General features: G+C 71.9%; 22 protein-coding genes. 15 read left to right on the top strand and 7 right to left on the bottom strand.

Annotated elements, in window-relative coordinates; translation table 11 throughout:
* Positions 1-92: 92 nt before the first annotated feature.
* Both ACIP4O_RS24140 and ACIP4O_RS24135 read right to left on the bottom strand, forming a co-directional pair.
* Positions 93-1,628, bottom strand: a complete 1,536-nt coding sequence (locus ACIP4O_RS24140) for a DUF6801 domain-containing protein (RefSeq protein ID WP_401577418.1) — start codon at positions 1,626-1,628, stop codon at positions 93-95.
* A gap of 138 nt (positions 1,629-1,766) precedes the next feature.
* Positions 1,767-2,369 (bottom strand): hypothetical protein, encoded by a 603-nt coding sequence (locus ACIP4O_RS24135; protein WP_361327388.1) that lies wholly within the window; start codon positions 2,367-2,369, stop codon positions 1,767-1,769.
* Positions 2,370-2,813: 444 nt separating this feature from the next.
* Here ACIP4O_RS24135 and ACIP4O_RS24130 point away from each other — a divergent pair, with 444 nt between their 5' ends.
* From ACIP4O_RS24130 to ACIP4O_RS24060, 15 genes are all read left to right on the top strand, one after another.
* The gene (locus ACIP4O_RS24130; protein ID WP_401577416.1) at positions 2,814-3,749 is read left to right on the top strand and encodes a hypothetical protein; all 936 of its coding nucleotides are present in this window, start codon (positions 2,814-2,816) and stop codon (positions 3,747-3,749) included.
* A gap of 571 nt (positions 3,750-4,320) precedes the next feature.
* Positions 4,321-5,316: an ABC transporter ATP-binding protein gene (locus ACIP4O_RS24125; protein ID WP_401577415.1), complete on the top strand. Its 996-nt coding sequence runs from the start codon at positions 4,321-4,323 to the stop codon at positions 5,314-5,316.
* A 28-nt stretch (positions 5,317-5,344) separates the two neighbouring features.
* Positions 5,345-6,208, top strand: a complete 864-nt coding sequence (locus tag ACIP4O_RS24120; protein ID WP_401577413.1) for an MlaE family ABC transporter permease — start codon at positions 5,345-5,347, stop codon at positions 6,206-6,208.
* 4 nt (positions 6,209-6,212) lie between these two features.
* A complete protein-coding gene (locus tag ACIP4O_RS24115; RefSeq protein WP_361327400.1) occupies positions 6,213-7,019 on the top strand; it encodes an ABC transporter permease in 807 nt (268 codons plus the stop codon).
* A 1-nt stretch (position 7,020) separates the two neighbouring features.
* Complete coding sequence (locus ACIP4O_RS24110; RefSeq protein ID WP_401577411.1) at positions 7,021-8,319, top strand: MCE family protein; 1,299 nt, start codon at positions 7,021-7,023, stop codon at positions 8,317-8,319.
* Positions 8,316-9,371, top strand: a complete 1,056-nt coding sequence (locus ACIP4O_RS24105; RefSeq protein ID WP_361327406.1) for an MCE family protein — start codon at positions 8,316-8,318, stop codon at positions 9,369-9,371. The genes ACIP4O_RS24110 and ACIP4O_RS24105 overlap by 4 nt, the downstream gene beginning before the upstream one ends.
* Before the next feature lie 11 nt (positions 9,372-9,382).
* Positions 9,383-10,447 (top strand): MCE family protein, encoded by a 1,065-nt coding sequence (locus tag ACIP4O_RS24100; protein WP_401577409.1) that lies wholly within the window; start codon positions 9,383-9,385, stop codon positions 10,445-10,447.
* Complete coding sequence (locus ACIP4O_RS24095) at positions 10,444-11,463, top strand: MCE family protein (RefSeq protein WP_401577407.1); 1,020 nt, start codon at positions 10,444-10,446, stop codon at positions 11,461-11,463. The genes ACIP4O_RS24100 and ACIP4O_RS24095 overlap by 4 nt, the downstream gene beginning before the upstream one ends.
* A gap of 2 nt (positions 11,464-11,465) precedes the next feature.
* On the top strand, positions 11,466-12,689 hold the full coding sequence (locus ACIP4O_RS24090; RefSeq protein WP_401577405.1) for an MCE family protein: 1,224 nt from the start codon (positions 11,466-11,468) through the stop codon (positions 12,687-12,689).
* The gene (locus ACIP4O_RS24085; protein ID WP_401577404.1) at positions 12,686-13,912 is read left to right on the top strand and encodes an MCE family protein; all 1,227 of its coding nucleotides are present in this window, start codon (positions 12,686-12,688) and stop codon (positions 13,910-13,912) included. Before ACIP4O_RS24090 ends, ACIP4O_RS24085 begins: the two co-directional genes overlap by 4 nt.
* A gap of 14 nt (positions 13,913-13,926) precedes the next feature.
* A complete protein-coding gene (locus ACIP4O_RS24080) occupies positions 13,927-14,499 on the top strand; it encodes a hypothetical protein (protein ID WP_401577402.1) in 573 nt (190 codons plus the stop codon).
* Positions 14,496-15,209, top strand: coding sequence for a hypothetical protein (locus ACIP4O_RS24075; RefSeq protein WP_401577400.1), 714 nt, complete (start codon positions 14,496-14,498; stop codon positions 15,207-15,209). Before ACIP4O_RS24080 ends, ACIP4O_RS24075 begins: the two co-directional genes overlap by 4 nt.
* A 138-nt stretch (positions 15,210-15,347) precedes the next feature.
* On the top strand, positions 15,348-15,881 hold the full coding sequence (locus ACIP4O_RS24070) for a nuclear transport factor 2 family protein (RefSeq protein WP_401577398.1): 534 nt from the start codon (positions 15,348-15,350) through the stop codon (positions 15,879-15,881).
* 20 nt (positions 15,882-15,901) lie between these two features.
* Positions 15,902-16,681: a hypothetical protein gene (locus tag ACIP4O_RS24065; protein ID WP_401577396.1), complete on the top strand. Its 780-nt coding sequence runs from the start codon at positions 15,902-15,904 to the stop codon at positions 16,679-16,681.
* Positions 16,682-16,742: 61 nt separating this feature from the next.
* Positions 16,743-18,014 carry a lytic murein transglycosylase gene (locus tag ACIP4O_RS24060; protein ID WP_401577394.1) on the top strand — a complete coding sequence of 424 codons (1,272 nt, stop codon included), beginning with the start codon at positions 16,743-16,745 and terminating at the stop codon, positions 18,012-18,014.
* Positions 18,015-18,217: 203 nt separating this feature from the next.
* Here the strand turns inward: ACIP4O_RS24060 and ACIP4O_RS24055 are convergent, their stop codons facing one another.
* The 5 genes from ACIP4O_RS24055 to ACIP4O_RS24035 all read right to left on the bottom strand — a co-directional run bounded on the left by ACIP4O_RS24055 (position 18,218) and on the right by ACIP4O_RS24035 (position 25,675).
* Positions 18,218-20,737 carry an ABC transporter permease gene (locus ACIP4O_RS24055; RefSeq protein WP_401577392.1) on the bottom strand — a complete coding sequence of 840 codons (2,520 nt, stop codon included), beginning with the start codon at positions 20,735-20,737 and terminating at the stop codon, positions 18,218-18,220.
* A gap of 77 nt (positions 20,738-20,814) precedes the next feature.
* Positions 20,815-21,642, bottom strand: coding sequence for an ABC transporter ATP-binding protein (locus ACIP4O_RS24050; RefSeq protein ID WP_401577390.1), 828 nt, complete (start codon positions 21,640-21,642; stop codon positions 20,815-20,817).
* A gap of 200 nt (positions 21,643-21,842) precedes the next feature.
* A complete protein-coding gene (locus ACIP4O_RS24045; RefSeq protein ID WP_401577389.1) occupies positions 21,843-22,886 on the bottom strand; it encodes a LacI family DNA-binding transcriptional regulator in 1,044 nt (347 codons plus the stop codon).
* A 75-nt stretch (positions 22,887-22,961) separates the two neighbouring features.
* The gene (locus ACIP4O_RS24040) at positions 22,962-24,698 is read right to left on the bottom strand and encodes a glycoside hydrolase family 43 protein (protein WP_401577387.1); all 1,737 of its coding nucleotides are present in this window, start codon (positions 24,696-24,698) and stop codon (positions 22,962-22,964) included.
* A 62-nt stretch (positions 24,699-24,760) separates the two neighbouring features.
* Positions 24,761-25,675: a carbohydrate ABC transporter permease gene (locus ACIP4O_RS24035; RefSeq protein ID WP_401577385.1), complete on the bottom strand. Its 915-nt coding sequence runs from the start codon at positions 25,673-25,675 to the stop codon at positions 24,761-24,763.
* Positions 25,676-25,689: the final 14 nt, after the last annotated feature.

Here is a 25,689-nt window from a genome sequence, read left to right as displayed (position 1 = left end):
GGGAGCTACTGAAGGTAGAGCAACTGTCGCTTGTTGTACACAAGTTGTGCGGGATTTGCTGGTGAGGTGTGGCGGGTTGTGGGGGTGCGGGGTCAGGAGGACGAGGCGGGCTTGAGGCTGGGCAGCTCGGGGAGGGCGGGTGGGCAGGCGACGGGGAATTCACCGGGCAGGCAGGTGGGCGCCTGGTTCATGCGGATCTCGTTGCCGGGGCCGCTGATGGCCGCCGTGAACAGTCCGTTCAGGTTCTCGCCGCCCGTGCCGCAGCCGGTGAAGGCGGGGATGTCCACCTTCCCGGTGAGCAGACCGCCCGAGAAGACGTTCACGTAGGGGTACTCCTTCGAGAACATGTTGCCGTTGAGCACGACACGGAAGCTCTTCTCGGTCCGGCAGGACGGGCCGACATCGAGCGGCGTGCCGTTGACCTCGACGTCGTGCAGGCGCAGCGACTGCCGGAAGGCCACGTAGTTGACGGCCGTGGTGGGGTCGATCGTGTGCGGCTGCGAGGTGAGGATGGTGATCTTGCTCGTCTCGAAGGAGACGGCCGCGCTCACCGGCACGAAGCCGAAGCTGAGGAAGGTGGAGCGGGCGTCCGGAAGGTCGAGTTCGGCCAGGGACCAGATCTGGCTGTACCCGTCCAGGTCCAGTGGATCGGAGCTCCAGCCGCCGCCCTCGGAGCGGACGACGCCGCGCACGTGCATCAGCGCCGGTTTGCCGGCCAGGTCATTGATGATCATCGAGCCGTTCTGCTTGCGCACCGTGCTCAGCCCCACGGCGTAGGCGCACATCGGGATGCCCTCCAGATCGGTCACCGTGTGGCGGTAGGGCGGGGGCGGTTCCCCGACGCTCGTGTCGAGTTCCCCGGTGGGCATGTGCGCGCAGTCCTCGTCCTGGACGGGCGGGGGTTCCTCGGCGCTCCGTGGGGAAACGGTGACGTTGCCCGTCTCGCCCTCCTTCTTCGCCGGCGGCTTCGCGGACGGCTGGCCGGCGGGGGCGGAGGGCTCGGCGCTCTCGGGCACCGAGACGCGCGCCACCTCGCGAGGGTCACGGGGTGCGGGCGCGCACGAGAGCGACACGGGCGCCCCCACGTCGGGGGTGAGCGTGAGCGTCAAGGCGCCGGCGAGCAGACGGAGCGTGCCGGAGGAGTTCACCGTGACCGTGGGCACCTCGCCGGTGTGGGCCAGGAGAAGGCTGTCACCCGTCCGCGGGATCGCCGTCCCGGGAGCGGTCGACTGCCAGGTGGCCTGTGCCCGCTCCTCGCCCTGCACGGCCTCGATCGCCAGGGTCGACGCGCTCTCCACCGTCGTGGCGGAGGGGAACAGACCCGCCGCGCCGGCGCGCGGCAGGGAGACCTCCACCCCGACATCGCCCGCCTCGATCGGCTTGCCCGCCACGCCGGAGCCCGGCAGGTGGGTCGCCACCCGCACCCGGGCCTCCAGGTCGGCCGAGGGCACTCCGTTGTGGTCGGGCAGCCCGCACGAGTAGTCCAGGTCCGTACGGGTGGCGACGGGGGCGGTGTCGGCGGCGCTGGACCCCGTTCCGGAGAGCAGACCCACGAGCAGAGCCGTCGCGGCGGCACTGGCGAGACGCGCCGTGTGCGGGCGTGCGCCTCTTCTTGTGGTGATGGGCATCCGTCTTCCTTCCCGCGTGCCTTGTCCTGGTCCTCCCCGGCGGTTCGGCGCGGCCGGGGCGGTGGTGAAAACGGCGCATGCGCCTGCGCCCGCCGCCGGCCACGGGCCGGTGACGGGCGCAGACGCGCGCTCAGGGGGTCACGGCGAGGTGATCGTCTGCTGCGCCGTGAGGACGTAGTTCGCCAGGAAGTCGGCGTGGGCGCCCGCGGTGATCAGGCCCAGGCAGCTCGCGCCGGCGCCCGCGGCGAGGGAACCGCCGCCGGTGATGTGCAGGGTCTTGGTGGTGTTCTCGTACCAGCCGTTCGTGGTACCCGCGAAGGTCACGTTGCAGCCGGTGCCGGTGACCTTGGCGCTGATGTTGCTGACGTTGCCGTCGATGTGGTTGGCCGTCGTCCCGGTGGCGTTGATGTAGAAGGGGGTGGACGTGCTCGCGGCGGCCGCGACGGTGAACGGGATGCCCGAGACGGTGCACCCGGTGAAGGTCAGGCTCGTGATGGAGCCGAGCTTCGCACCGGCGAGGCCGGAGCCCGACTTCAGGGTCCCCTTCGCCTGTGAGGACGTGCAGTTGAGGGTCGCGGCGCCGGAGGTGAGCTTGGGGTTGGCGGCGTTGGCCGTGAAGGCCCCGCCGGGGGTGACGGTGTAGGTGGCGCTCGCGGTCGCCGAGGCGGAGGCGACGGAGAGGCCGATCGCCGAGGCGAGCGCGGCGGCCGTCACGGCCGCGTTCCGGGTGAATCTGCGCACGGTGGGTCCCTTCGGGGGAGCGAATGGCGTACGAGTTCGGGTACTGACGTGGGGCGACCGCCCGAAAGAGGGTTGTCGCGGCTCATACTCCAGGTCAACGAACCGATCGGTTGCACACGCCGTTGTTCGTCGCCTTCGAGAGGGGACGTTACGAGCTGGTAACCAGAAGTCGCAATGGAAAAGGGAAAGAATCTCTCTTCCGGGCCCTGATCGGTGAATTTCTTGCCCTCGGACGAGCAACGGGCCCCGGATTTTTGTCGATGCGTGACGATTTACGCGGCGCCGGGCCGAAACACTCACCGGATGAGCGATCCGGGGACCGCGATGCTCACCCGGTGATAAACGCGCGGGTAATAGAAAATGCGTCAGCAGGCTTATTGCCGCACGAGGTTTCCGGTGAGTAACGTCCGGGCTCGCGTTGCCCGACTCCGAAGGGAAACCGGAATGAGCACTCTCCGACGCCTCACCGTGCTGAGCGCCGCCGCGGCCTTGGCGACGATCGCGTCCATCGGCACCTCAACGGCCGCGGGATCGCAGCTGAACGGGCGCTGGGCGCCGTTCGGCCGCTGCCCGGTCGACAACCCCGCGATGCTCGCGGCCGACGGCATCAACGACCAGGCGACCTGCATCGCCTCCAGTTCGTCGAGCGGTGTCATCAAGATCGGCAGCTCCGTCGTCCCCACCGGGAAAACGGACCTCCAGGCCGGCATCATCACGCACGCGGACGGCACCAACACGGTCGTCGCCCCCGCCGAGGGCGCGCTCCTCGCCGACCCGGCGGACCTGCCCGGCGGCCTGCTCGGGCTCATGTGCCCCAGCGCCGTCCCCGTCGTCAGCGCCGTGTGCGGACAGATCACGAACAGCACGCTCAACCGGATCGTGGCCACCGTCGAGCCGGTCGGCACCCCGAAGGACTTCGCGCTCTTCGCGGGGCTCGGCGAGAAGCAGCCGATCATCTCCATCCCGGTCCGCATCCACCTGGAGAATCCGCTCATCGGCGGCAACTGCTACATCGGCACGAAGTCGTCGCCCATCGTGCTGCACCCCCAGAACCAGACCGTCCCGGACGTCGCGGCGGAGTCCTTCACCGCGAACGGCACGGCGGCCGACACCGGCGAGATGGCCCGGCTCGCGGCCACCGGAGCCGGTCAGGAGGACACCACCTTCGCCGCGCCGGGCGCGAGTGGCTGCGGCCCGCTCGGCCTCGGCGCCTTCAACTGGGCCGTCAACCTCAAGTCCGGCCTGCCCGCCGCCTCCGGCACGAACTCGCTGACCCTCAACAGCGCGTCCACCTACCTGGCCACGCTCGCCGACCCCGGCAGCGCCGCGCCGAACCAGGGCAGGACGTTCTCGCAGTACTGGCACTCGGCGGCCAAGTGACGAGCCCGCCCACGACGAGCCCGCCCGCGAGGCCCGCCGACTACGAGCCCGCCCGCGAAGAACCCACCAACTACGAGCCCGCCCGCGACGAGCCCCTTCCGCGTCGGGCGCCGCAGACCGCCCCTTCGGCCCGGCCGCTTGTCACCCGGCGATAAACCGGCGCCCCCCTTTCGCCGCCACCGCGATCCGCCCTCCCCCGGAAAACCGGTAAAGAAATACTTGCCGAACGGCTGTTGCGAGCCGAGGTTACTCGGTCGTAACGTCACTTCCGGGGGATTGCTTCTCTCCCCGCCGGTGCCCTCCCGCCGGTGGGGAGTTCATCGGAGAAACGGACCCGGGCCCTCCTTCTCGGCCGGTTCTCCACGGCGGGGTCCCGTCTTTCGCCCGCCCCAGGCGAGACGGGGTCCCGCCGCTTGTTCCACTCATTCGCTGACAGAGGAGAGGCGTTCTTTTGTCAGCGGATGACAAGTCCTCCGCGAAGGCTCGGAGTGATTGGTCCGAGATCTTGTTCGGCACGTCCGAAGAGCATTACGGTGCGCTGCCGAGTCCGCTCGCTGAAGGTGAGAAGGCGATGGGAATCGAAGTGAGGGTCGAGGGGCTGACGAAGTCCTTCGGCCAACAGACCATCTGGCAGGACGTCAGCCTGACGCTGCCGGCGGGGGAGGTCAGTGTCATGCTCGGTCCCTCGGGGACGGGCAAGACCGTCTTCCTCAAGTCGCTGATCGGTCTGCTCAAGCCCGAGCGGGGGCGCGTCCTGGTGGACGGCGTCGACATGGCGCGCTCGCCGGAGCGGGACATCATGGAGGCCCGCAAGAAGTTCGGCCTGATGTTCCAGGACGGCGCCTTGTTCGGGTCGATGAACCTCTTCGACAACATCGCCTTCCCTCTGCGCGAGCACACCCGCAAGAAGGAGGCGGAGATCCGCCGCATCGTCATGGAGCGGATCGAACTCGTCGGCCTGGTCGGCGCGGAGGGCAAGCTGCCCGGCGAGATCAGCGGCGGGATGCGCAAACGCGCGGGCCTGGCCCGCGCCCTCGTGCTCGATCCGGAGATCATCCTGTGCGACGAGCCCGACTCGGGCCTCGACCCGGTACGCACCGCCTTCATCTCCCAACTGCTCATCGACCTCAACACCCGCATCGACGCGACGATGCTCATCGTCACGCACAACCTCGACATCGCCGCGACCGTGCCGGACAACATGGGGATGCTCTTCCGCCGCGAGCTGGTCGCCTTCGGCCCGCGCGAAGTGCTCCTCACCAGCCGGGAACCGGTCGTTGCCCAATTCCTCACCGCCAGCAAGGCGGGACCCATCGGGATGTCCGAGGAGAAGGACGCCGCGACACTCGCCGCCGAGGCCGCCGCGTACACCCCGCCCGCCGAACCGAAGGCGCTCGTGCCGCAGTTGGAGCCGAGCGCCGGGCTCGGGGAGCGCGCCGCCGTGGCCCGGCGCAGAGAGCGCGTACGGGGGCTGCTGCACACGCTGCCCGAGCGCGCGCAGTCCGCGATCCGCGCCGCGTACGGCTGGGAGCGGAGCGCGTGGGCGCACCACGGGGGCGCCTCGTGAGGACGTGTACGGCACCGGGGGCCGCCGCATGAGCATCGACGAGCGCCCCGCCCCGCCGCCCGAGCCGCCCACCGTGCCCCTGGACACCGTGCGCACGCCGCCGCCCGCGCCGCCGCGCCCCCCGAACCCGCTGCTCGGACCGCTCCGCCAGACGGGCAGGCTCTTCGCGCTCACCCTGGAGGTGCTGCGCGCGATCTTCCGGCGGCCGTTCCAGTTCCGTGAGTTCATCGAGCAGTTCTGGTTCATCGCGAGCGTCACCATCCTGCCCGCCGCGCTCGTCTCCATCCCCTTCGGTGCCGTCATCGCCCTCCAAGTGGGCAGCCTCACGCAGCAGTTGGGAGCGCAGTCCTTCACCGGTGGGGCCAGTGTCCTCGCCGTCATCCAGCAGGCGAGCCCGCTCATCGTCTCGCTGCTCATCGCCGGCGCGGGCGGCTCGGCGATCTGCGCCGACCTCGGCTCGCGCAAGATCCGCGAGGAGCTGGACGCCATGGAGGTCATGGGGGTCTCGCCCGTGCAGCGGCTCATCGTGCCCCGTGTGCTCGCCACCATGTCCGTGGCGCTGCTGCTCAACGGCCTTGTCTCGGTCGTCGGCACCCTCGGCGGCTACTTCCTCGACATCGGCCTCCAGCACGGCACCCCGGGCGCCTACCTCCAGAGCTTCTCCGCCCTCGCCCAGCTCCCCGACCTCTACGTCGGTGAACTCAAGGCGCTCGTCTTCGGCCTCATCGCCGGGATCGTCGCCGCCTACCGCGGGCTCAACCCGCGCGGCGGGCCCAAGGGCGTCGGTGACGCCGTCAACCAGTCCGTCGTCATCACCTTCATCCTGCTGCTCGTCGTGAACATGGCGATGACGGCGGTCTATCTCCAGATCGTTCCGCCGAAGGGAGGCTGAACGCATGGCATCCCCGCTCGCCTGGCTCGACCGCGGTGGCGACCAACTCCTCTTCTACCTCCGCGCCCTGCTGTGGATTCCGCGCACACTCGTGCGGTACACGAAGGAGGTGCAGCGCCTGCTCGCCGAGGTGGCGTTCGGCTCCGGCGGCCTCAGCGTCATCGGCGGCACGGTCGGCGTCATGATCGGCATGACCGCGGCGACCGGCACCGTCGTGGGACTCCAGGGCTTCGCCGCCATGGACCAGATCGGCACCGCGCCGCTCACCGGCTTCGTCACCGCTTACTTCAACACCCGCGAGGTCGCCCCCCTCGTGGCCGGTCTCGCCCTCTCCGCGACGGTCGGCGCCGGGTTCACCGCGCAACTCGGCGCGATGCGCATCAACGAGGAGGTCGACGCGCTCGAAGGCATGGGCATCCGTTCCATGCCGTACCTCGTCACCACGCGCGTCATCGCGGGCGTCGTCGCCATCATCCCCCTCTACGCGCTCGGCCTGCTCTCCAGCTACGTCGCCTCCCGCGTCGTCACCGTCGTCTTCAACGGCCAGTCCTCGGGCACCTACGACCACTACTTCAACCTCTTCCTCGTCCCCGAGGACGTGCTGCTCAGCGTCCTGAAGGTGCTCGTCTTCAGCGTGATGGTGATCCTCGCCCACTGCTACTACGGCTTCCGCGCCCAGGGCGGGCCCGCCGGGGTCGGCGTCGCCGTGGGCCGCTCGGTGCGCAACGCCATCGTCCTCATCGCCGTCACCGACTTCTTCCTCTCGCTCGCGATCTGGGGCGCCACCACGACGGTGAAGGTGGCGGGCTGACATGAAGACCCTGCGCCTGCGCCTCGCGGGCATCGCCTTCCTCGTCCTCGCCGCCCTGCTCATCTGGCTCGCCGTCGCCGTCTACCAGAAGGACTTCAGCGACGACCCGCGCGTCGTCGTCGAGACCGGCAGCGTCGGCAACGAGATGCACATCGGCGCCGAGGTGAAGCTGCGCGGCGTCGTCGTCGGCGAGGTCCGCTCCATCGACGCCTCGCGACAAGGAGCCCGCCTCACCCTCGCGATGAAACCCGGCACGCTCAAGTCCATCCCGGACGACGTGCGCGCCCAGATGCTCCCCACCACACTCTTCGGCGAGCGGTACGTGGCACTCGTCGCGGACACCGCGCGGCCCGTCCGGACCCTCGACGCCGACGCCGTCATCCCGCAGGACCGCTCGGCGAACGCCATCGAACTCCAGCAGGTCCTCGACCACACACTCCCGCTGCTCACCGCCGTCCAGCCGCAGAAGCTCTCCGCCACGCTCTCCGCCGTCTCACAGGCGCTCGACGGACGCGGCGACAAGCTCGGCGAGACCCTCACCGAACTCGACGCGCACCTGAAGGAGTTCAACCCCGAACTCCCCGCGCTCAACGAGGACCTGAAGCAGCTCGTGAAGGTCTCCCACGTGTACGCGGACGCGGCACCCGGCATCGTCGACGCGCTGCACGACCTCACCACCACGAGCGGCACCCTCGCCGAGAAGGAGGGCGACCTCTCCGCCGCCTACGCGGGCACCACCCGTGCCGCCGAGGACGTCGACGGCTTCCTGCGCGCCAACAAGGACACGATCATCCGCCTCTCGACCACCTCGCGCGGCACCCTCCAGCTCCTCGCCGAGTACTCCGCCGAGTTCCCCTGCACCCTGCGCGCGCTCACCGAGTTCACCCCCCGCATGGACCGCGCCCTCGGCAAGGGCACCGCGCACCACGGCGTGCACGTGGAGGTCACGACCGTCCCGTCCAAGGGCGCCTACCTGCCCGGGCGCGATGCCCCCGCGTACACCGCCTCCGGCGGCCCGCGCTGCTACTCCGCGCCCTATCTCGGCGAGGCGAGCGGGACCGAGCCCGCCGCGGTGGCGAGCGCCTCGGCGGACGAGGACCTCGGCCCCGTCAACTCGCCGCGGGAGAACGACCTCGTCAACGAACTCCTGAGCGCGCCCGGCAAGGACACGAAGGGCAGGACGGACGCCCGGGCCGGTGCGAGCGCACCGGCCGCGAAGACCGCGGGGGACGAACTGCCCGACTGGTCGAGCCTCCTCGCGGGACCCGTCTTCCGGGGCACGGAGGTGACGGTGAAATGAGCAGGGACCAGGACTCGTTCCCGCACCGCAAGCCCCCGACGGGCGCGGTCGTCAAATCGCTCGTCTTCGTCCTCGTCACCGGGGTCGCGACCGCCGTGCTCGGCCTGTCCATCGCCAACACGGGCGTCGGCGACGACACGACGACGTACAAGGCGCTCTTCTCGGACGTGACCGGGCTCATCGACGGCGACGGCGTACGGATCTCCGGCGTCAAGGTCGGGGAGGTCACCGACGTACGCGTGGTCGACCACCGTACGGCCCAGGTCACCTTCACCGTCGACCGCGACCGCGGCCTGCCCGCCACCACGACGGCCTCGGTGAAGTACCTGAACATGGTCGGCCAGCGCTATGTCGCGCTGGAGCGAGGCACCGGCGGTGCCACGGGCGAACTGCCCGGCAACGGCACCATCCCGCTCAGCCGCACCACCCCGGCCCTCGACCTCACGCTTCTCTTCAACGGCTTCAAACCGCTCTTCGAAGGGCTTGACCCGGCGCAGATGAACGAGCTGGCCGGCTCGATCGTCAAGGTCCTCCAGGGCGAGGGCGGCACGGTCGAGAGCCTCATCCGGCACGTCGGCTCGCTCTCCACCACCGTCGCCGCGAAGGACAAGGTCATCGGTGAGGTCGTCGGCAACCTCACGCAGGTGCTCGACACCATCAACGACCGAGAGGACCGCTTCGACGACCTCGTCACCACCCTCAAGGAACTCGTCTCCGGGTTCAACGCCGACCGTAAGCCCCTCGGAGAAGCCGTGCAGGCCATGGGCGATCTGACGACCGTCACCGCAGGGCTGGTCCAGGACGCCAGGAAACCGCTCAAGGACGACATCCACCAGCTCGGCCGCCTCTCGGACTCGCTCGGGGACGGCATCCCGCAGATCGAGAGCTTCCTCGACAAGGCGCCCACCAAGCTGACCACCCTCGCCCGCCTCTCCTCCTACGGGTCCTGGTTCAACCTCTACCTGTGCGAGGCGAAGGTCAGCGGCCTCACCATGTCCGACGGATCGAAGCCGCCCACCGGCATCCCCGTCACCGAAGCGAGGTGCCAGTGAAGTCCGCAGTCATGACGCCGGCGAAGCGACCGCGCCTCACCCCCGTGAAAGAACGCAACCCCGTCGCCGTCGCGCTCGTCGGACTCGCCGTGCTGGCCCTCGTCCTGTACGCGGCCTTCAACGCGACGAGCCTGCCCCTCGTGGGCGGCGGCACCACGTACACCGCCGACTTCAGCGAGGCCGCAGGGCTCGACGAGGGCGACGAGGTGCGGATCGCGGGCGTCAAGGTCGGCGAGGTCACCGCGGTCGGCCTCGAAGGGAACCGGGTGAAGGTCGCCTTCCGGGTACGGGAGGACGACACGTGGATCGGCGACCGCACCACCGCGGCCATCGCCATCAAGACCCTGCTCGGCTCCAAGTACCTCGCCCTCGACCCGCTCGGCACCGGGCGCCAGGCCCCGGGCAGCCGCATCCCGCTCTCGCGCACCACGTCCCCGTACGACGTCACGAGCGCCCTCCAGGACCTCGGCAGCACCATCGACGAGGTCGACACCGCACAGCTCGCCCAGAGCTTCGAGACCCTCTCCGACACCTTCAAGGACTCCGCACCCGAGGTCCGTACCGCCGTCGACGGACTCTCCGCGCTCTCCAGGACGATCTCCTCGCGCGATGCCGAACTCGCCCGCCTCCTCAAGGGCAGTGAGCAGCTCACCAGGACACTCCAGACGAAGAAGTCGAGCTTCGAGACGCTCATCGACGACGGCGGGTCCCTCCTCGGTGAGCTGAAGCAACGGCGCACCGCCGTCAAGGCCCTGCTCAGCGGCAGCCAGGCGCTCGGCAAGGAGCTGAGCGGGCTCGTCGCGGACAACGAACGGCAGCTGCGGCCGACGCTCACCTCGCTCGGGCGGGTCACGGACGTCCTGGAGAAGAACCAGGGGCAACTCGACCGGACCCTCGGACTGCTCGGCCCGTACTACCGGCTCATGGGCAACTCGCTCGGCAACGGCCGCTGGTTCGACAGCTACGTCTGCGGGGTCATCCCGCGCGACTACCTGCCCGAGTCCGCGCGGCCCAAGACGTCCTGCGTGCCGCCGAAGAACGGCGTGTACGTGTCGAACAAGGGAGGTGGCCGGTGAGCGACACCACGCACACCTGGTCCACGCGCCGCCGGTTCCTCGTCGGCGGGCTCGTCCTCGTCCTCCTCGCCGCCGCGGGGGTCTACGGCGTCCGCGCCGCGAGCCCCGGCGGGACGCGCGTCACCGCTTACTTCGACCGCGCGGTCGGCATGTACGAGGGCTCCGACCTGCGCGTGCTCGGGGTCCGCGTCGGCAAAGTCGTCGCGGTGCGCCCGCGGGGCACCAAGGTCGAGGTCGTACTCGACATCGACCACGGCGTGAAAGTCCCCGCGGACGCCCGGGCCGTCGCCGTCGCCCCGAGCGTCGTCGCGGACCGCTACATCCAGCTCACCCCCGCCTACACCGAGGGCCCCCGGCTCCGCGACGGCGCAGTGCTCCCGCTCTCCCGCAACCGCACCCCCGTCGAGATCGACCAGCTCTACGACTCCCTCACCGAACTGAGCAAGGCGCTCGGGCCCGAGGGAGCCAACGCGGACGGCGCCCTCTCCGACCTCCTCGACACGGGCGCGAAGAACCTCAAGGGCAACGGCGCGGCGATCGGCGAGAGCATCGAGCAGTTCGGCAAGGCGGCCAAGACCCTCGACGGCAGCAGCGAGGAACTCTTCACGACGCTGAGCCAGCTCCAGTCCTTCACCACGATGCTGAAGGACCAGGACAGCTCGGTGCGCACCGCTCAGGAGAACCTCGACAGCGTCACCACCTACCTCGCCGACGACCGCGACGACCTCGCGGCCGCGCTCAAGGAACTCGGCACCGCGCTCGGCCGGGTCAAGACCTTCGTCCAGGACAACCGCGGCGAGCTGAAGAAGAACGTGGACCGTCTCGTACCCCTCACCCAGACCCTCGTCGACCAGCGGAAATCGCTCGCCGAGGCCCTCGACACCGCGCCGCTCGCGGCCGGCAACCTCGTCAAGGCGTACGACCCGAGGACCCGCACCCTCACCGGGCGCGCCAACCTCAACGAGGTGGCCGAGGGCAGCCCGATGCTGCCCCTGCCCGCAGTGGGGGGTGAGTGACCGTGAAGCGGTCCACCGCGGCGGGACTGTGGGGCGGTACGGGGCTCGCCGCCGTGCTCGCCCTGTGCCTGACCCTCGGCATCGTCCCCGTGCCGGCGCTCGGCTTCGACGGCATCGAGGACCTGCCGCTGCCCGGCGGCGCCGACCTCGGCTCCCACCCGTACACCCTCACCGCGGACATGACGGACGTCCTCAACCTCGTCCCGCGCTCCGACGTCAAGGTCAACGACGTGACGGTCGGCCGTGTCACGCACATCGCGCTCGCCGACGACGGCTGGACGGCCCGCGTCACGCTCCGCGTCAACGGGGACGTACGGCTGCCCTCCGGTACGGGGGCCCGCCTCGAACAGTCCAGCCTGCTCGGCGAGAAGTACGTCCAGCTCGTCGAACCCGAGGACGGCGGCGGACGGCTCCGCTCCGGGGACCGCATCCCGCTCGCCCGCACCGGCCGCAACACCGAGGTCGAGGAAGTCTTCGGCGCCCTGTCGCTCCTCCTCAACGGCGGCGGCGTCAACCAGCTGAAGTCCATCACCACCGAACTCAACAAGGCGGTCGGCGGGCGCGAGAGCCAGGTCCGCTCCACGCTGCGCCGGGTCGACACGCTCGTCAGCGACCTCGACGACCACCGCGGCGACATCACGGCCGCGCTCGACGCCGTCAACCGGCTCTCGGCGACCCTCGCCCACCGCCGACAGGACGTGGGCGCGGTGCTCGACGACCTCGCCCCCGGACTCAAGACGCTGGAGGAGCAGCGGGGCTCGCTCATGACGATGCTGCGCTCGCTCGACCGGCTCCAGGACGTCGCCGTCGACACCATCGACAGGAGCAAAGACGACATGGTCGCCGACCTGAAAGCCCTCACGCCGATCCTGCGCTCCCTCGCCGACGCGGGCAAGGACCTGCCCGACTCGCTCCAGGTACTCCTCACGTACCCCTTCACGGACGAGGTCCTCACCGGAGTCAAGGGCGACTACCTGAACGCGTATCTGCACATCACGGCGGCCGAGGACACGACGCTGATCCCGCCGCTCCTGGAGGAGGGGGAGCAGGAGGACTCGGGGAAGCCGGGCGCGGCGACGCCGGAAGCGAACACGCTGAGGAAGCGGGCGGGCAAGACCGGGTCCTCCTCGTCCGCGAAGACCTCCGCGACCCCCTCCGAAAGCTCCGGCGCCGCCACCCGTGATCCCCTGCCGCTGCCCGCCACCACGAGCGGAGGCACCCAGTGATCACCCGCGCCACACTGCTCAAGAACATCGCCTTCGTCGTCATCGCCGTTCTCGTGCTCGCCTATCTCGGCGTGCGGTACGCGGACCTCGGCCGGTACGTGGGGGCGGCCGACTACTACTCGATCGAGGTCGAACTTCCCCGTACCGGTGGCCTGTTCACCCATGCCAACGTCACCTACCGGGGCGTCTCGGTGGGCCGCGTCGGCGACATCGGGCTCACCGCGGACGGCGTGGAGGCCCAGTTGCGCATCAAGAAGTCCGCGCCCCGCATCCCCGAGGACGCCAAAGCGGTGGTGGCCGACCTCTCGGCCATCGGCGAGCAGTACATCGACTTGCGCCCCGAGAGCGACGGCGGCCCCTACCTCGGCGAAGGCTCCCGCCTCGCGGCCTCCGCCGCCTCCGTGCCCCGGCCCGTCACCGACGTGCTCTCGGGCGTGGACGACCTGACCGCCTCCGTACCGCTCGACGACCTGCGCACGGTCGTCGACGAGTTCGGCAAGGCGTTCGAGGGGCGCGGCGACGACCTTCAAGTGCTGCTCGACAACGGCTCCGAGTTCGTACGGGCCGCCGACCGCTCCTTCCCGCGGACGCGCGCGCTCATCGAGGACGGCCAGGTCGTCCTGCGCACCCAGGCGCGGGAGGCGGAGGCGATCAAGTCCTTCGCGAGCGGCGCCAAGGACCTCGCCGCGACCCTCAAGGGCTCCGACGCCGACCTGCGCCGCCTCATCATGGCCGCGCCCGGGGCGTCCGAGCAGATCAGCGGCGTCCTGCGCGACCTCGATCCGGAGATCGGCGTCGTCCTCGCCAACCTCCTCACGACCTCCGAGGTCGCCGTCACCCGGCAGCGCGGTACGGAGGAACTGCTCGTCAAGCTGCCCCAGGCGGTCGCCGTCGGCTCCACCGCCGTCGACGGCGGAAAGCTCAACCTCGGCATGGCCGTCACCTTCTTCAAGCCCCTTCCCTGCACGACCGGTTACGGGGACACGCGCTACCGCCTCGGTACGGACACGAGCCCCGCGCCCGCGCTCAACACCGGCGCGCGCTGCACCGCTCCCGCCTCCAGCGGCATCCAGGTGCGCGGCTCGGCGAACGCCCCCAAGGGCGGCGCGGTACCGAAGCCGGTACGGCCCGGCGCACTCGCACTGCCCTCGGTACGCGAGAGCGGGGCCGCGTCGACGGGCGGCGGCATGGCGGACCTCCTCGGCGTCGGGAGCGGATCGTGAGCACGGAGGAACGCGTGAGCGAAGCGGACAGCGAGGGAGCGGCGGAGGCCGCGAGCGCGCCGGAACGGGCGCGTCCCAGGGGGCGGCTCGTGCGGCGCGGCCTCGCCGGGCTCGGCGTCGCGCTCGCGCTCGGGGTGTGCGCGGCGGGGACGTGGTCGTACGCGGCGGCACGAACCGACGACGACCTCGCGTACGGGCGGGCCCGCGACACCGCGCTGAGCGAGGGACGCGCCGCCGTCGCGACGCTCTCCACGCTCGACGCCTCCTCACGGGCCCGCGCCGTGGCGGGCGTGGCGCGTTGGAAGACGGTCAGCACCGGTCCGTTGCGTACCGAACTCGCCCGCGTGAAACCGGCGAAGGGCGCCTCCTCACGGGGCGTCGTCACGGACGCGGCGCTCACGGCGCTCGACACGCACGCGGGCACGGCGCGACTCATCGCGACGCTCAGCGTCGAGACGACGGCGCCGGACGCGCGGAAGCCGACCACCGACCGCAAGCGCCTGGAGGCGGTCCTGACGCGGGAGGCCTCGGGGGAGTGGAAGGTCAAGGGCCTGTCGGCGGTGGCGGTTTCGGAGGTGACGCGATGAGGCGCGGGACGCCGGTGCGGGCGCACGGGGAGGACGCGGCGGCGGGGGAGGAGCCGCGTGCGGAAGAGCGGTCCCGTACGGAAGGAGAGGCCGTCGCCGCCGAGGGCAACTCTGCCGAGGAGTCCGACGCCGAGGAGGTGTCCGCCGAGGTCGCGGGCTCCTCGGCGGCGCGGGACGGTGCCGAGGACGCGCCGCCGGGGCATACGTGGTGGGCGCGGCGCCGTGCCGTCGCCGTCACGCTCGTGTCCGTACTGCTCCTGCTCGCCGGGTGCGTTCTCCTTCAGCGGGCGCACTCGCTGCGCCACACCTCCGGCGCGGCCGACCACGCGCTCACCGACGCCGCGGCGAGCGACCGCGTGGCCGGCGACGTCGGCAGCGCGCTCGCCCGGATCTTCTCCTACACGCCGGACGGCATGGCGGGGATCGAGCGCTCCGCGAAGGCCGTGCTCGCGGGGAAGGCGGCCCGGCAGTACGAGGCGTTGCTCGGCAAGGTCAGGGACGACGTCCGCACCCAGCGCGTCACCCTCTCCACGCGATCCGTCCGCGTCGGCGTCGTCAGCCTGCGCGGTGACTCCGCGCACCTCCTCGTCTTCCTCGACCAGACCGCGCGGCGCGGGGACGCCAAGCCGACCACGAGCGCGGCCCAGCTCTCCGTCACCGCCCGCCTCGACAACGGCGTCTGGCGCGTCGTCGACCTCACCGCCCGCTGAACGCGCCCGGACAACAAGCCCCCACAAGAAGCCCGCATCACAAGCCCGCACAACAAGCCCGCTGATCAAACCCGTTGAAGACGTCCGTTGAAAAGGCTCGTCGCACCGCCCGCTCAACCGCCCGCCGAAAGGACTCGCATGAACCGGCTCCCGCGTCCGCTGCTCCTCGTGGCGCTCGCCCTCACCCTGGTCGCGGGCGGCTTCGCCGCCTGGGCCGGCTGGTCCTGGTACGGCGCCGCCCACGACGACGGGCTCTCCTACGCCGCCGCGCGCGACGACGCGCTCGAAGCGGGCGAACAAGCCGTGCAGAACCTCAACACCCTCGACCACGCGCACTTCGCCCGCGGGCTCGACCTGTGGGAGTCGTCCACGACCGGCGACCTGCACAGCCAGCTCGTCAAGGGACGCGCCGCCTTCGAGCAGCAGGTGCGCACCGCCAAGACGGTCAGCACCGCGAAGGTGCTCGACGGGGCCGTCACCGAACTCGACGAACGCGCGGGGAAGGCGCGCGTGATGGTCGCCCTCCGCGTCACCGTACGGGCCTCCGGCCACAAGACCACCGACAAGGACAGCCGCATGCTCGCCGAACTCACCCGCACCCGCGGCACGTGGAAGCTGAGCGCCCTCGGGCAGGCCCCGGTCGGCGGCACCGCGAGCACCGAGACCGACTGAGCGGCGCGAAGGAGCCCCTGATGTCCACGACGCGCCACACCACCCGCCACCACCTCAACCGGCAGCGCCGACTCGCGGCGGTGACGGCCCAGTCGACACGGCCCGAAACCCGTCCCCGCGAGGAGGAACCCGCCGGGGCGACGCCCCCGGGACGGGCGAGCGGGGGCGCCGCGCTCTCCGAGGAGCCTTCCGCCGCCGAGCCCCCTGCCGCCCCCGCCGCCCCCGACGCTTCCGCTCCCGAGCCCGCCGCCGCTGCCCCGCCGCGCGCCGCCGGGCGCCTCGGCCTCACGCGTGGCGTCGTGGCCCTGTGCCTGCTCACCCTCGTCCTCGGCGCCTTCGCCGGCTGGGCCACGACCCGAGCCGACGCCCTGCGCGACACGGCCGTCACGCGCAACAGCGCGCTCACCGACGCGGCGCGCACCAGCGAGGTCAAGGGGCAGGCGGAGAAGGCGGTCGACGCCCTGTTCTCGTACGACCACGCCGACCCGGGCGCGATGGACAAGGCCACCGCGCGCTGGCTCACGGGGAAGGCGGTCGCCCAGCACAAGACGCTGCTCGCGCCCGTACTCGCGGCGGCGGGGAAGCAGAAGACGGTCGTCACGACGACCGTCACCGACACCGCGGTGGAGCGCGTCGAGGGTGAGCGCGCCCGCGTCCTGGTCTTCGCCGACCAGAGCAGCACCAGTACGGCCGCCAAGGCCACCGCCGCCGCGAACTACGCGGGCGCCATGCTCGCCGTCGACCTCGTGCGGCACGAAGGACGCTGGCAGGTCTCGGTGCTGGACACCTTCGGGGACTGACGCCGGAGCACCCCCGCCGTCGCGGGACCGACCGGACAAGGACGTACAGGAAGGAAGAGCCATGCGCCCCCTGCGTATCCCGCGCCCTCGTGGCCGTCGCCTGCGGGGCGGCCTGCGCGGTACGGCGGTCGCCGTCGCCGCGACCGCCCTGCTCAACGCCTCGCAGGCCCCCGCCCTCGTCGAGGGCCTGACCAAGGACCACAAGGACGCACCGAGCCCGGTGGCCGCGCCGATTCCCCCGCTGCCGGAGGTCCCGACGCAGGGCGACGACTCCTACCACGTCGAATTACCCCCGGTCGATCCGCTGAAGGTGCCGGGGCTGCGGACCCCGGTCGTGGAGGTGCCGCTGCGCAGGTCCTCCGGTCTCCCCGCGACCGTGCTCGCCGCCTACCAGCGGGCCGAGTCCTCGTTGGCGCGCTCCCGGCCGGGCTGCCACCTGCCGTGGCAGTTGCTGGCCGCGATCGGGCAGGTCGAGTCGGGGCAGGCCCGCGGCGGCGACGTCGACGCGCACGGCACGACCCGGCACCGCATCACCGGGCCCGCCCTCGACGGCGACGGTTTCGCGCTCATCCGCGACACCGAGAACGGCGCCTGGGACGGCGACGCCGTCTACGACCGGGCGGTGGGTCCGATGCAGTTCCTCCCCGGCACCTGGCGGCGCTGGGGCGCCGACGGCAACGGCGACGGCCGCGCGGACCCCAACAACATCTTCGACGCGGCACTCGGCGCCGGCCGCTACCTGTGTGCGGGCGGGCGTGACCTCGCGACGGGCGCGGGCCTGGAGCGCGCGGTCCTGAGCTACAACTACTCGCGCGACTACCTCCAACTGGTGCTGCGTTGGCTGGCGTTCTACCGCGACGGCGTGCACGCGGTGCCGGACGGCACGGGTGTCGTGCCGACGAGCCCGGGTGCCGGGGGCGACCGGCAGGCCACGGCCCCCGTCGGAGACGGGGGCAAGGGGAACAAGGGTGGCGGTGGCATCGTGATAGGGCCCCAGCCGGGCAAGGAGCCGGACGGCACGCCGAGCCCCGAGCCCGGCACCACGTCCCCCCGCCCCGCCGATCCCTCCCCCGAGCCGTCCTCCGACCCGTCCTCCGGCGGCAGCCCCTCGCCCAGTCCTTCCGGCTCGGCCACCTCACCGAGCGAGTCAACTCCGCCGTCCGCGTCGCCCTCCGAGACCCCGGACCCCTCGACGACCGACGACCCCGGCACCCCGCCCGCGAGCCCCTGCCCCTCCGACAGCGTCACCGAGCCCCCGGCCGAGGAGGCGTCCCCCTCCGAGACCCCCGATCCCAAGGACACGCCCTCGCCCTGCGAGTCACCGTCGTCCTGAGGCCGCCGCGCTGTGCGGGCCCTCCTGACCTCCGTCGTCGCCGAGCGCTCCGGGGCCGCCGCGCCCGCCGGGACGCTCGTCAACGTCGCCACGACCCCCGGAGTCCTCGGCGCCTCATCCCGGCGGCGAGGACTCCGGGGGAGGAGGCGACTCGCGGAGCGCCATGCTCCGGGCCGGCTCCTCCCCCCGGTACCCGGCCCTGGCTACTCGGCCTTGATCGCCTGGAGCGGGTTGAGCCGTGCCGCTCCCCGGGCCGGCCACAGGGCCGCGAGGACTCCGACGACGGCGGCGCTCAGGAGGAAGACGAGCAGCCGCGAGACGGGGACGTCCATGCGGTACGTCGGGACCTCCCTGCCCACCGCGCCGCCCGCGACCCAGCCGAGGAAGAGCCCGAGCCCCACACCGAGCACCGCGCCGAACAGCGAGATCACCACCGACTCCAGCCGCACCATCCGCTTGACCTTCGCCCGGTCCAGGCCGATGGCGCGCAGCATCCCGATCTCGTGCCGCCGCTCGAAGACCGACATGGCCAGGGTGTTGACGACGCCGAGCACCGCGATGAGCACCGCCATGGCGAGGAGCCCGTACAGCATCTTCAGGAGCATGTCGATGGCGCCGCCGATCTCGCCGCTGATGGCCTCCCTGTCCTGGATCTTGAGGGCTGGATTGGAGCCGAGCGCCTTGACGAGGGCGTCCTCCGCCTTGTCGCTCGCGCCGCCCCGCATCCGGACGAGGACCTTCTCGTCGGTGATCTCCGACAGGTGCGGATCGACGACGGAGGTCGGCACGTAGACACCGTTGAGCAGGTCGTTCGGCCGGTACACGCCCGCGACCCGCAGGCGCGCGCGGCCGCCGTCGTCGTCGAACTCCACCGTGACGTCGTCACCGGTCCGCAGCCCCCGCTCCTCGGCGGTGTCCCGGTCCAGGAGGATCGCGTCACCGCGCAGGCCGCGGAGCGAGCCGCTGTCGAGGTCCATGGCGACAAGACTGCCGATGCTCTCCGGGTCGACCCCGGAGAGCCGTGCCGGGCTGCCGCCGACCTCGCCGTACGCCGTGCGCACGGGACTTGAGGCGGTGACCTCCGGGAGCCCGGCCACGGTCTTGTTCACCTGGGGCGCGAGGGGTTCGTAGTTCGCCATCGAGACCGTGTAGTCGGCCTTGAGCGAGTCGGCGGCCATCCGGTCGATCGCGCCGCTCGTCGAGGTGGCGACCACTGTCATCGCGGTGATGAGCGTCAGGCCGATCATCAGGGCCGACGCGGTCGACGCGGTACGGCGCGGATTGCGGACCGCGTTGAGCCGGGCGAGCCTGCCCGCGACCCCGAAGAGCCGCAGCAGCGGCTCCGCCGCCGCGACGAAGGGGCGGGAGAGCAGCGGCGTGAGGATGATGACGCCGACCATCACGATGCCCGCGCCCGCCGAGACGACGTAGTTGTCGTCCATGAAGAGCAGCAAGGTGCCGAGCGCGACGACGAGGGAGCCGAGGGCGTTGCGGACGACGAGGCCGCGCACGGTCGGAGCCGCGTGCACGCTGTTCATCGCGGCGACCGGCGGGATCTTCGCGGCCCTGCGGCCCGGCAGCCACGCGGCCGTCATCGTGACGCCCACACCGATGAGCAGCGACACGAGGACCGTGCGCGGGGCGAGCACCAGCGGGCCTTCCGGCAGTCCGGCGCCTCCCGCCCTCAGGAGCGTCTGGAGGAGGACGGCGACACCGATCCCGAGCACGCCTCCGGCGACCGCGGCGACAAGGCCGATGAGGAACGCCTCGGTCAGCACCGAGCGCGTCACCTGGCGGCGCGAGGCGCCGACCGCGCGCAGCAGGGCCAGCTCGCGGGTGCGCTGGGCGACGAGCATCGTGAACGTGTTGGCGATGATGAAGATCCCGACGAAGAGCGCGATCCCGGCGAAGACGAGCAGTACCTGACTCGTGGAGCTGGTCTGCCGCTCGATCATCCGGTCCTGCTCGGCGGAGAGCGCCGCCCCGGTGCGGGCCTCGGTGTCCTTCGGCAGGATGCCCCGTACGGAGTGGAGCAGCGCGGACTGCGAGGTGCCCGGCGCGGCCTTGACGTCGATCTCGTCGTACTCGCCGTCGCCGAGGACGCGCAGCGCCGTGGCGTTGTCGAAGAGCAGGAGGCATCCGCCCGCGAGGACGTTGCCGTCGTCCGTGTCGAAGACGCCCGCGACCTCGGCCCTCGCGACGGAGCCGTTCGTCGAGAAGCGGACGGAGTCACCGACGCCGTACCCGGTGCGCTCGGCGGTCCGGCTGTCGAGGGCCACCTCGTGCGCCGAGGCCGGGGCCTTCCCCCGGACGAAGGTCCAGCGGGGGTCGTGACCCTCGGGGTCCGGATAGTAATTGGCGCCCCGGCTGCCCCAGTTGCCGCCGACGAGCTTGCCGTCCTTGCCGGCGAGCGCGGTGAAGCCGCTCACGCTGCCGAGCGCCGACCGCGCGCCGGGCAGCGCGGCGGCCTTGCGCACGAGTGTGTCGGTGAGCCGGGCCGTGCTCTTGCCGCCCTCCTCCGGCCGGTCGCGGCCGCCGTCCGGCTCGATGGCGACGGAGATGTGGTCGAAGCTTTTCGCGGACTTGTTCTTGTAGGCGGAACCGAAGGTGTCGGTGAAGACCAGGGTGCCGGAGACGAAGGCGACGCCGAGCATGACGGCGAGCACGGTCATCAGAAGCCGGGCCTTGTGCGCGAGCACATCGCGCAGGGCGGTACGGAACATGGGTGGGCGAGTCCTGAAGTGGGGGTGGGGCCGGGACCTTCGCGGGCCCGGCGGGGGGAGGGGCGGTGGCGGGGGCGTCAGCTCACGCGGCCCCTGCCGTCGAACTCCTTCATGCGGTCCAGGACCCGCTCCGCGGTCGGCCCGTGCATCTCGTCGACGATGCGGCCGTCCGCCAGGAAGACGACCCGGTCCGCGTAGGCGGCGGCGACCGGGTCGTGTGTGACCATCACGACGGTCTGGCCCAGCTCCCGCACCGACTCGCGGAGGAAGCCGAGGATCTCGGCGCCCGAGCGCGAGTCGAGGTTCCCCGTGGGCTCGTCGCCGAAGACGATCTCGGGGCGCGAGGCGAGTGCGCGGGCCACGGCGACACGCTGCTGCTGACCGCCCGACAACTCCGTGGGCCGGTGCTTGAGCCGCCCTTCGAGGCCGACCATGGAGATGACCCGCTCCAGCCACTGCTTCTCCGGCTTGCGGCCCGCGATGTCGAGGGGCAGCGTGATGTTCTCGCGTGCGGTCAGCGTCGGCAGCAGGTTGAAGGCCTGGAAGACGAAACCGATCTTGTCCCGGCGCAGCGCGGTGAGCTGTTTGTCCTTGAGCCGCGACAGCTCCGTGCCCCCGAGCTGCACGGAGCCGCCGCTGAAGCTGTCCAGCCCGGCCACGCAGTGCATCAGCGTGGACTTGCCCGAACCCGAGGGCCCCATGATGGCGGTGAACCGCCCCTGGTGGAAGGCGACCGAGACGCGGTCCAGGGCGACCACGCGGGTGTCACCCCTCCCGTAGACCTTGGACAGCTCCGTGGCCCGCGCCGCGACGGCGCTCGTGGCGGCGGAGGGGGAGGCGAGGTGGGGGAAGACGGTCACGAGCGGGGACTCCTGCGGGACGGGAACGGTGGGGACACACACCATCGTTCCCGGCGGGACCACCTCTTGAAGACCGTCGCGAGAGGTGTCTTCGAGGCCCCCTTGAGACGGACCCGACGCCTCCGTCTCCGACTTGAGTATGACGTCCGACCCTTAAGGGTCCGGCCTGGTCACGTCCCCTCCACGCCGTCATCCCCGAGCCGCCTTCAGTCCGCCACGTTCACCTCGGCCCGCTCCGCCTTCTCCTACGGTGCCGTGCTCCCCGCCTCGTACGCTGCCGTGCTCTCGCGCTCCACCAGCCGCGTCGCCAGCTCGACGCGCGGCAGGTCGACCTGCTCCCCGTCCACGAGCCGCAGCAGGGTCCGCGCGGCCATCGCCGCCATGTCCTGGAGCGGTTGGCGCACCGTCGTGAGGGCGGGGTGGCACCAGCGCGAGACCGGCAGGTCGTCGAAACCGACGACGCTCACGTCCCGCGGCACGCGCAGGCCCCGCGCGCGCAGCGCCGCGCAGGCGCCGAGGGCCTGGAGGTCGCTCGCCGCGAAGAGGGCGCTCGGCAGCGCGCGCTCCCCGCGCTCCGCCGCCGTGACCAGAGCCTCCGCCTGGGCCTGGCCCGAGGCGTCGTCGAAGGCGCCGTGGCTGACGGCGTCCTCGCGCACCGGGATCTCGGCCGCCTCCATCGCGGCCCGGAAACCGTCCGCGCGGGCCCGGCTGCACAGCAGGTGGCGCGGGCCCGCGAGGTGGACGATGTCCCGGTGGCCGAGCGCGATGAGGTGCTCGGTCGCCGCGACGGCCCCCGCCCAGTTCGTCGCCCCGATCGTCGGCACCCCCGCCTCGACGTTGCCGACCGGGTCGACGAGCACGAACGGCACCCCGAGCGCGGTGAGCCGGGCCCGCTGGCGCGGGGTCAGGTCGGACACCACGAGGATCGCCCCGTCGGAGCGCCGCGCCGCGAGCTGGTCGAGCCACGCCGTGGTGCCCTCGCTGTCGCCGTGCACCGCCGAGAGGACCATGCTCACCCCCGCCTCGCGCAGCGTCTCCTCCGCCCCGCGGATGATCTCGATCGACCACAGGCTGTCCAGCTCGTTGAGGACGAGGTCGACGATGCCGCCCCTGCGCCTGCTGCCCCGCCGCTGGTAGTGGCGGCGGGCCATGATCTGCTGCACCTTCTCGCGGGTCGCCGTCGAGACGTCCGCGCGGCCGTTGAGGACCTTCGAGACGGTCGCGGACGAGACGCCCGCCTCGGCCGCGATGGCGCCGATGGTCACCTTGTTGCCGGGCCGTGTCGTCATGCGGGGTTCCGACTCCTGTCCTTGCTGGTACGTGCGGGGCGGGCCGCCGGGGCACCCGGGGGCGGCGGCCCGGGGTCAGTCTGACGCACCGGGTCCGTCAGCGACGGGCCCTCGCGCCACCCCGCCCTCGTACCGCAGGTGGGAGAACTCCGCGGCACGACCCTCACCGGTGAGGTCCTGCGCGCTCAGCCCGAGGAAGGCGCCGGTGAACCCCCAGTTGGAGAAGTGCCCGTCCGCGCCGCCGACGGTCGCGTACTCGTCGGACAGCCGGGTCGTGTCGAGCGCGGGACCGAGGGGCCGCCACACCCCCGCGTCCTCCCAGGAGTAGCGCGCCAGGGGGCCGTCGCCCGTCAGGCGCAGCCGCACCGGGCCCGCGTCCGGCAGGGCGACGGCGGCGAGTTCGGAGTACCGGCCGCGATCGCACACGGCGAGGCACAGCACGCGGGCGCCGCCCTCGTCCGCCGTGATGTGCGCGTAGTGCCACAACTGGGTGTTGTAGACGTGCGCCATCCCCGCGGAGCGCCGGGGCGAGCCCGGCTCGTGGTCCACGGTGGCGGTGAAGGTGAAGCGGGCGTGCTGCTGACGGCGGGCGACGAGGCTCTGGCGGTGCAGCGAGGAGAGCGATTCGCCGCCCCGCAACCGTACGGAACCGGGTGCGGCGCCGGGCCCGGCCCACGAGGGGTCGGCGTGCCGGCGCAGCGTCATCCACTCGGGGCCCGGGAGGAGCCCGGGACCGTGCGCCGCGTCCGGCGGGAGCCCGGGGCCGCTCGCGAGGTCCCTCGTCACCTCGTCGCCCGTGCCGCGCGGGGCCGGGACGCGGAGCGCGGGCCGCCCCGTACCGGCCTCCCCGATGACGCGCGGCCAGCCCTCGGCCGTCCACTCGACGCGCTGGAGCGAGGTCTCGCGGCCCAGGACGCAGGCGCCGCGCGTGCCGAAGGGGCGCGCCGCGAGATGCGCGAGATACCACTCGCCCGCCGGGGTCTCGACGAGACTGCCGTGTCCGGCCTTCTGGAGCGCGAGCCCCGGGTCCTCCCACGAAGTCAGCAGCGGGCCCGCCGGATCGGCCTCGTACGGGCCCGTCACCGCGCGCGAGCGGGCGACCGTCACCGCGTGCTCCCAGCCCGTGCCGCCCTCGGCCGTCACGAGGTAGTACCAGCCCTCTCGCCGGTACACGTGCGGGCCCTCGGTGCGCCCGAGCGCGGTGCCGGTGAAGATCCGGTGCGCGGGGCCCGTGACGGCCCGCGCCGCGCGGTCCCACTCCTGGAGGAGGATGCCGCCGAAGGGATCGTGCCCCGGCCGGTGGTCCCATTCCAGCCACAGCAGCCAGCTGCGCCCGTCGCCGCCGAGCGCCGGGTCGTCGTGGAAGAGCGAGGCGTCGAAGCCGTGCCCGGGGGCCGGGGCCGGGTCGGACCAGGGCCCGGTGATCGCGGGCGCGGTGACGACGTAGTTGTGCACGTCCTTGTACGCGCCCGCGAGGCTCTTCACGTCCGAGTAGACGAGGTGGAAGGTGCCGTCCGCGTACGACAGGCACGGTGCCCACACCCCGCCGGAGTCCGGCACGCCCACGAGGTCGAGCAACCGCTCCTCGTCGAGGGCGCCGCCGAGCGGACGCCAGTGCGCGAGGTCGCGCGAGTGGTGCAGCGTGACACCCGGCAGCCATTCGAAGGTCGAGGTCGCGAGGTAGTAGTCCGCGCCGACGCGCAGCAGCGAGGGGTCGGGATGGAAACCGGCGAGCACCGGATTGCTGATCGTGGCGCGCTCGTGGGCACCGGGCGCCGGGGACGCGGGCCCGGTCGGGGACACGGTGGTCATCGATTCCTCGGGGGTACGGGTACGGAGTGCGTACGGGACGGAGAGCGGGGGCGGGGCGGGGCTCAGCCCTTGACCGCGCCCGCCATGACGCCGGAGACGATGCGGCGGGCCAGGACGGCGAAGAGCGCGAGGACCGGCAGCACCGAGACGACGACCCCGGCGAGCATGAGCGTGTAGTCCGTGTAGTAGCCGGCGGCGAGCTGGTTGAGGGCGATCTGCACGGTGCCGTTCTCGGGCGGCAGGGCGATGAGTGGCCAGAAGTAGTCGTTCCAGGCGGCCATGAAGGTGAACATGCCGAGCACGGCGGCCGTCGAGCGCACGCCCGGCCATGCCACGTACCAGAAGCTGCGCAGCGGTCCGGCGCCGTCGACGCGCGCGGCCTCGATGAGTTCGTCGGGGACGTTCTCCTCCATCGCCTGCCGCATCCAGAACACGCCGATCGCGGAGACGAGCGCGGGCAGGATGAGCGAGGAGAGCTTGCCGTACAGACCCATGTCGGTCACGAGCAGGTACAGGGGCAGGACGCCGAGCTGGGTCGGCACCATGACCGTCATGACGACGACCACGAGCAGCGCGTTGCGCCCGGGGAAGCGCATCTTGGCGAAGGCGTAGCCCGCGAGCGAGGAGAGCAGCACATTGCTGATCGCGGTGGTCGCCGAGACGGTGAAGGAGTTGCCGAGAGCCTTCCAGAAGTCGACCGTGTCGAAGACGCGCTTGATGTTGTCGATCAGGTGCCCGCCGGGCACGAGCGAGGGCGTCGCGCCGCCGAGCACCGAGTTGTCGCCGTGCGAGGCGACGACGAAGGTCCAGTAGAGCGGGAAGAGCGAGGCGATGACGACGGCGGCGAGCATCGTGTAGGCGAGGGGGCCCGCGCTGTCGAAGTGGCGGGGGCCGCGGGCCTTGGCGGGCCGGGCGGCCCGGCGCGCCGGAGCGGCGGGCGGGTTCTCGGTGACGGGGGCGGTGGTGACGGGAGCCACGGGGGCACTCCTCT

This window comes from Streptomyces sp. NPDC088923, from assembly GCF_044749745.1.
Lineage (GTDB): Bacteria > Actinomycetota > Actinomycetes > Streptomycetales > Streptomycetaceae > Streptomyces.
This window is presented reverse-complemented; position numbering and strand designations above follow the sequence as displayed.

Bases quoted from the DNA above. Each gene is read 5' to 3' on its own strand.
- ACIP4O_RS24140 (WP_401577418.1), bottom strand. From the start codon at position 1,628: ATGCCCATCACCACAAGAAGAGGCGCACGCCCGCACACGGCGCGTCTC.
- ACIP4O_RS24130 (WP_401577416.1), top strand. From the start codon at position 2,814: ATGAGCACTCTCCGACGCCTCACCGTGCTGAGCGCCGCCGCGGCCTTG.
- ACIP4O_RS24125 (WP_401577415.1), top strand. From the start codon at position 4,321: ATGGGAATCGAAGTGAGGGTCGAGGGGCTGACGAAGTCCTTCGGCCAA.
- ACIP4O_RS24120 (WP_401577413.1), top strand. From the start codon at position 5,345: ATGAGCATCGACGAGCGCCCCGCCCCGCCGCCCGAGCCGCCCACCGTG.
- ACIP4O_RS24115 (WP_361327400.1), top strand. From the start codon at position 6,213: ATGGCATCCCCGCTCGCCTGGCTCGACCGCGGTGGCGACCAACTCCTC.
- ACIP4O_RS24110 (WP_401577411.1), top strand. From the start codon at position 7,021: ATGAAGACCCTGCGCCTGCGCCTCGCGGGCATCGCCTTCCTCGTCCTC.
- ACIP4O_RS24105 (WP_361327406.1), top strand. From the start codon at position 8,316: ATGAGCAGGGACCAGGACTCGTTCCCGCACCGCAAGCCCCCGACGGGC.
- ACIP4O_RS24100 (WP_401577409.1), top strand. From the start codon at position 9,383: ATGACGCCGGCGAAGCGACCGCGCCTCACCCCCGTGAAAGAACGCAAC.
- ACIP4O_RS24075 (WP_401577400.1), top strand. From the start codon at position 14,496: ATGAGGCGCGGGACGCCGGTGCGGGCGCACGGGGAGGACGCGGCGGCG.
- ACIP4O_RS24070 (WP_401577398.1), top strand. From the start codon at position 15,348: ATGAACCGGCTCCCGCGTCCGCTGCTCCTCGTGGCGCTCGCCCTCACC.
- ACIP4O_RS24065 (WP_401577396.1), top strand. From the start codon at position 15,902: ATGTCCACGACGCGCCACACCACCCGCCACCACCTCAACCGGCAGCGC.
- ACIP4O_RS24060 (WP_401577394.1), top strand. From the start codon at position 16,743: ATGCGCCCCCTGCGTATCCCGCGCCCTCGTGGCCGTCGCCTGCGGGGC.
- ACIP4O_RS24055 (WP_401577392.1), bottom strand. From the start codon at position 20,737: ATGTTCCGTACCGCCCTGCGCGATGTGCTCGCGCACAAGGCCCGGCTT.
- ACIP4O_RS24050 (WP_401577390.1), bottom strand. From the start codon at position 21,642: ATGGTGTGTGTCCCCACCGTTCCCGTCCCGCAGGAGTCCCCGCTCGTG.
- ACIP4O_RS24045 (WP_401577389.1), bottom strand. From the start codon at position 22,886: ATGACGACACGGCCCGGCAACAAGGTGACCATCGGCGCCATCGCGGCC.
- ACIP4O_RS24040 (WP_401577387.1), bottom strand. From the start codon at position 24,698: ATGACCACCGTGTCCCCGACCGGGCCCGCGTCCCCGGCGCCCGGTGCC.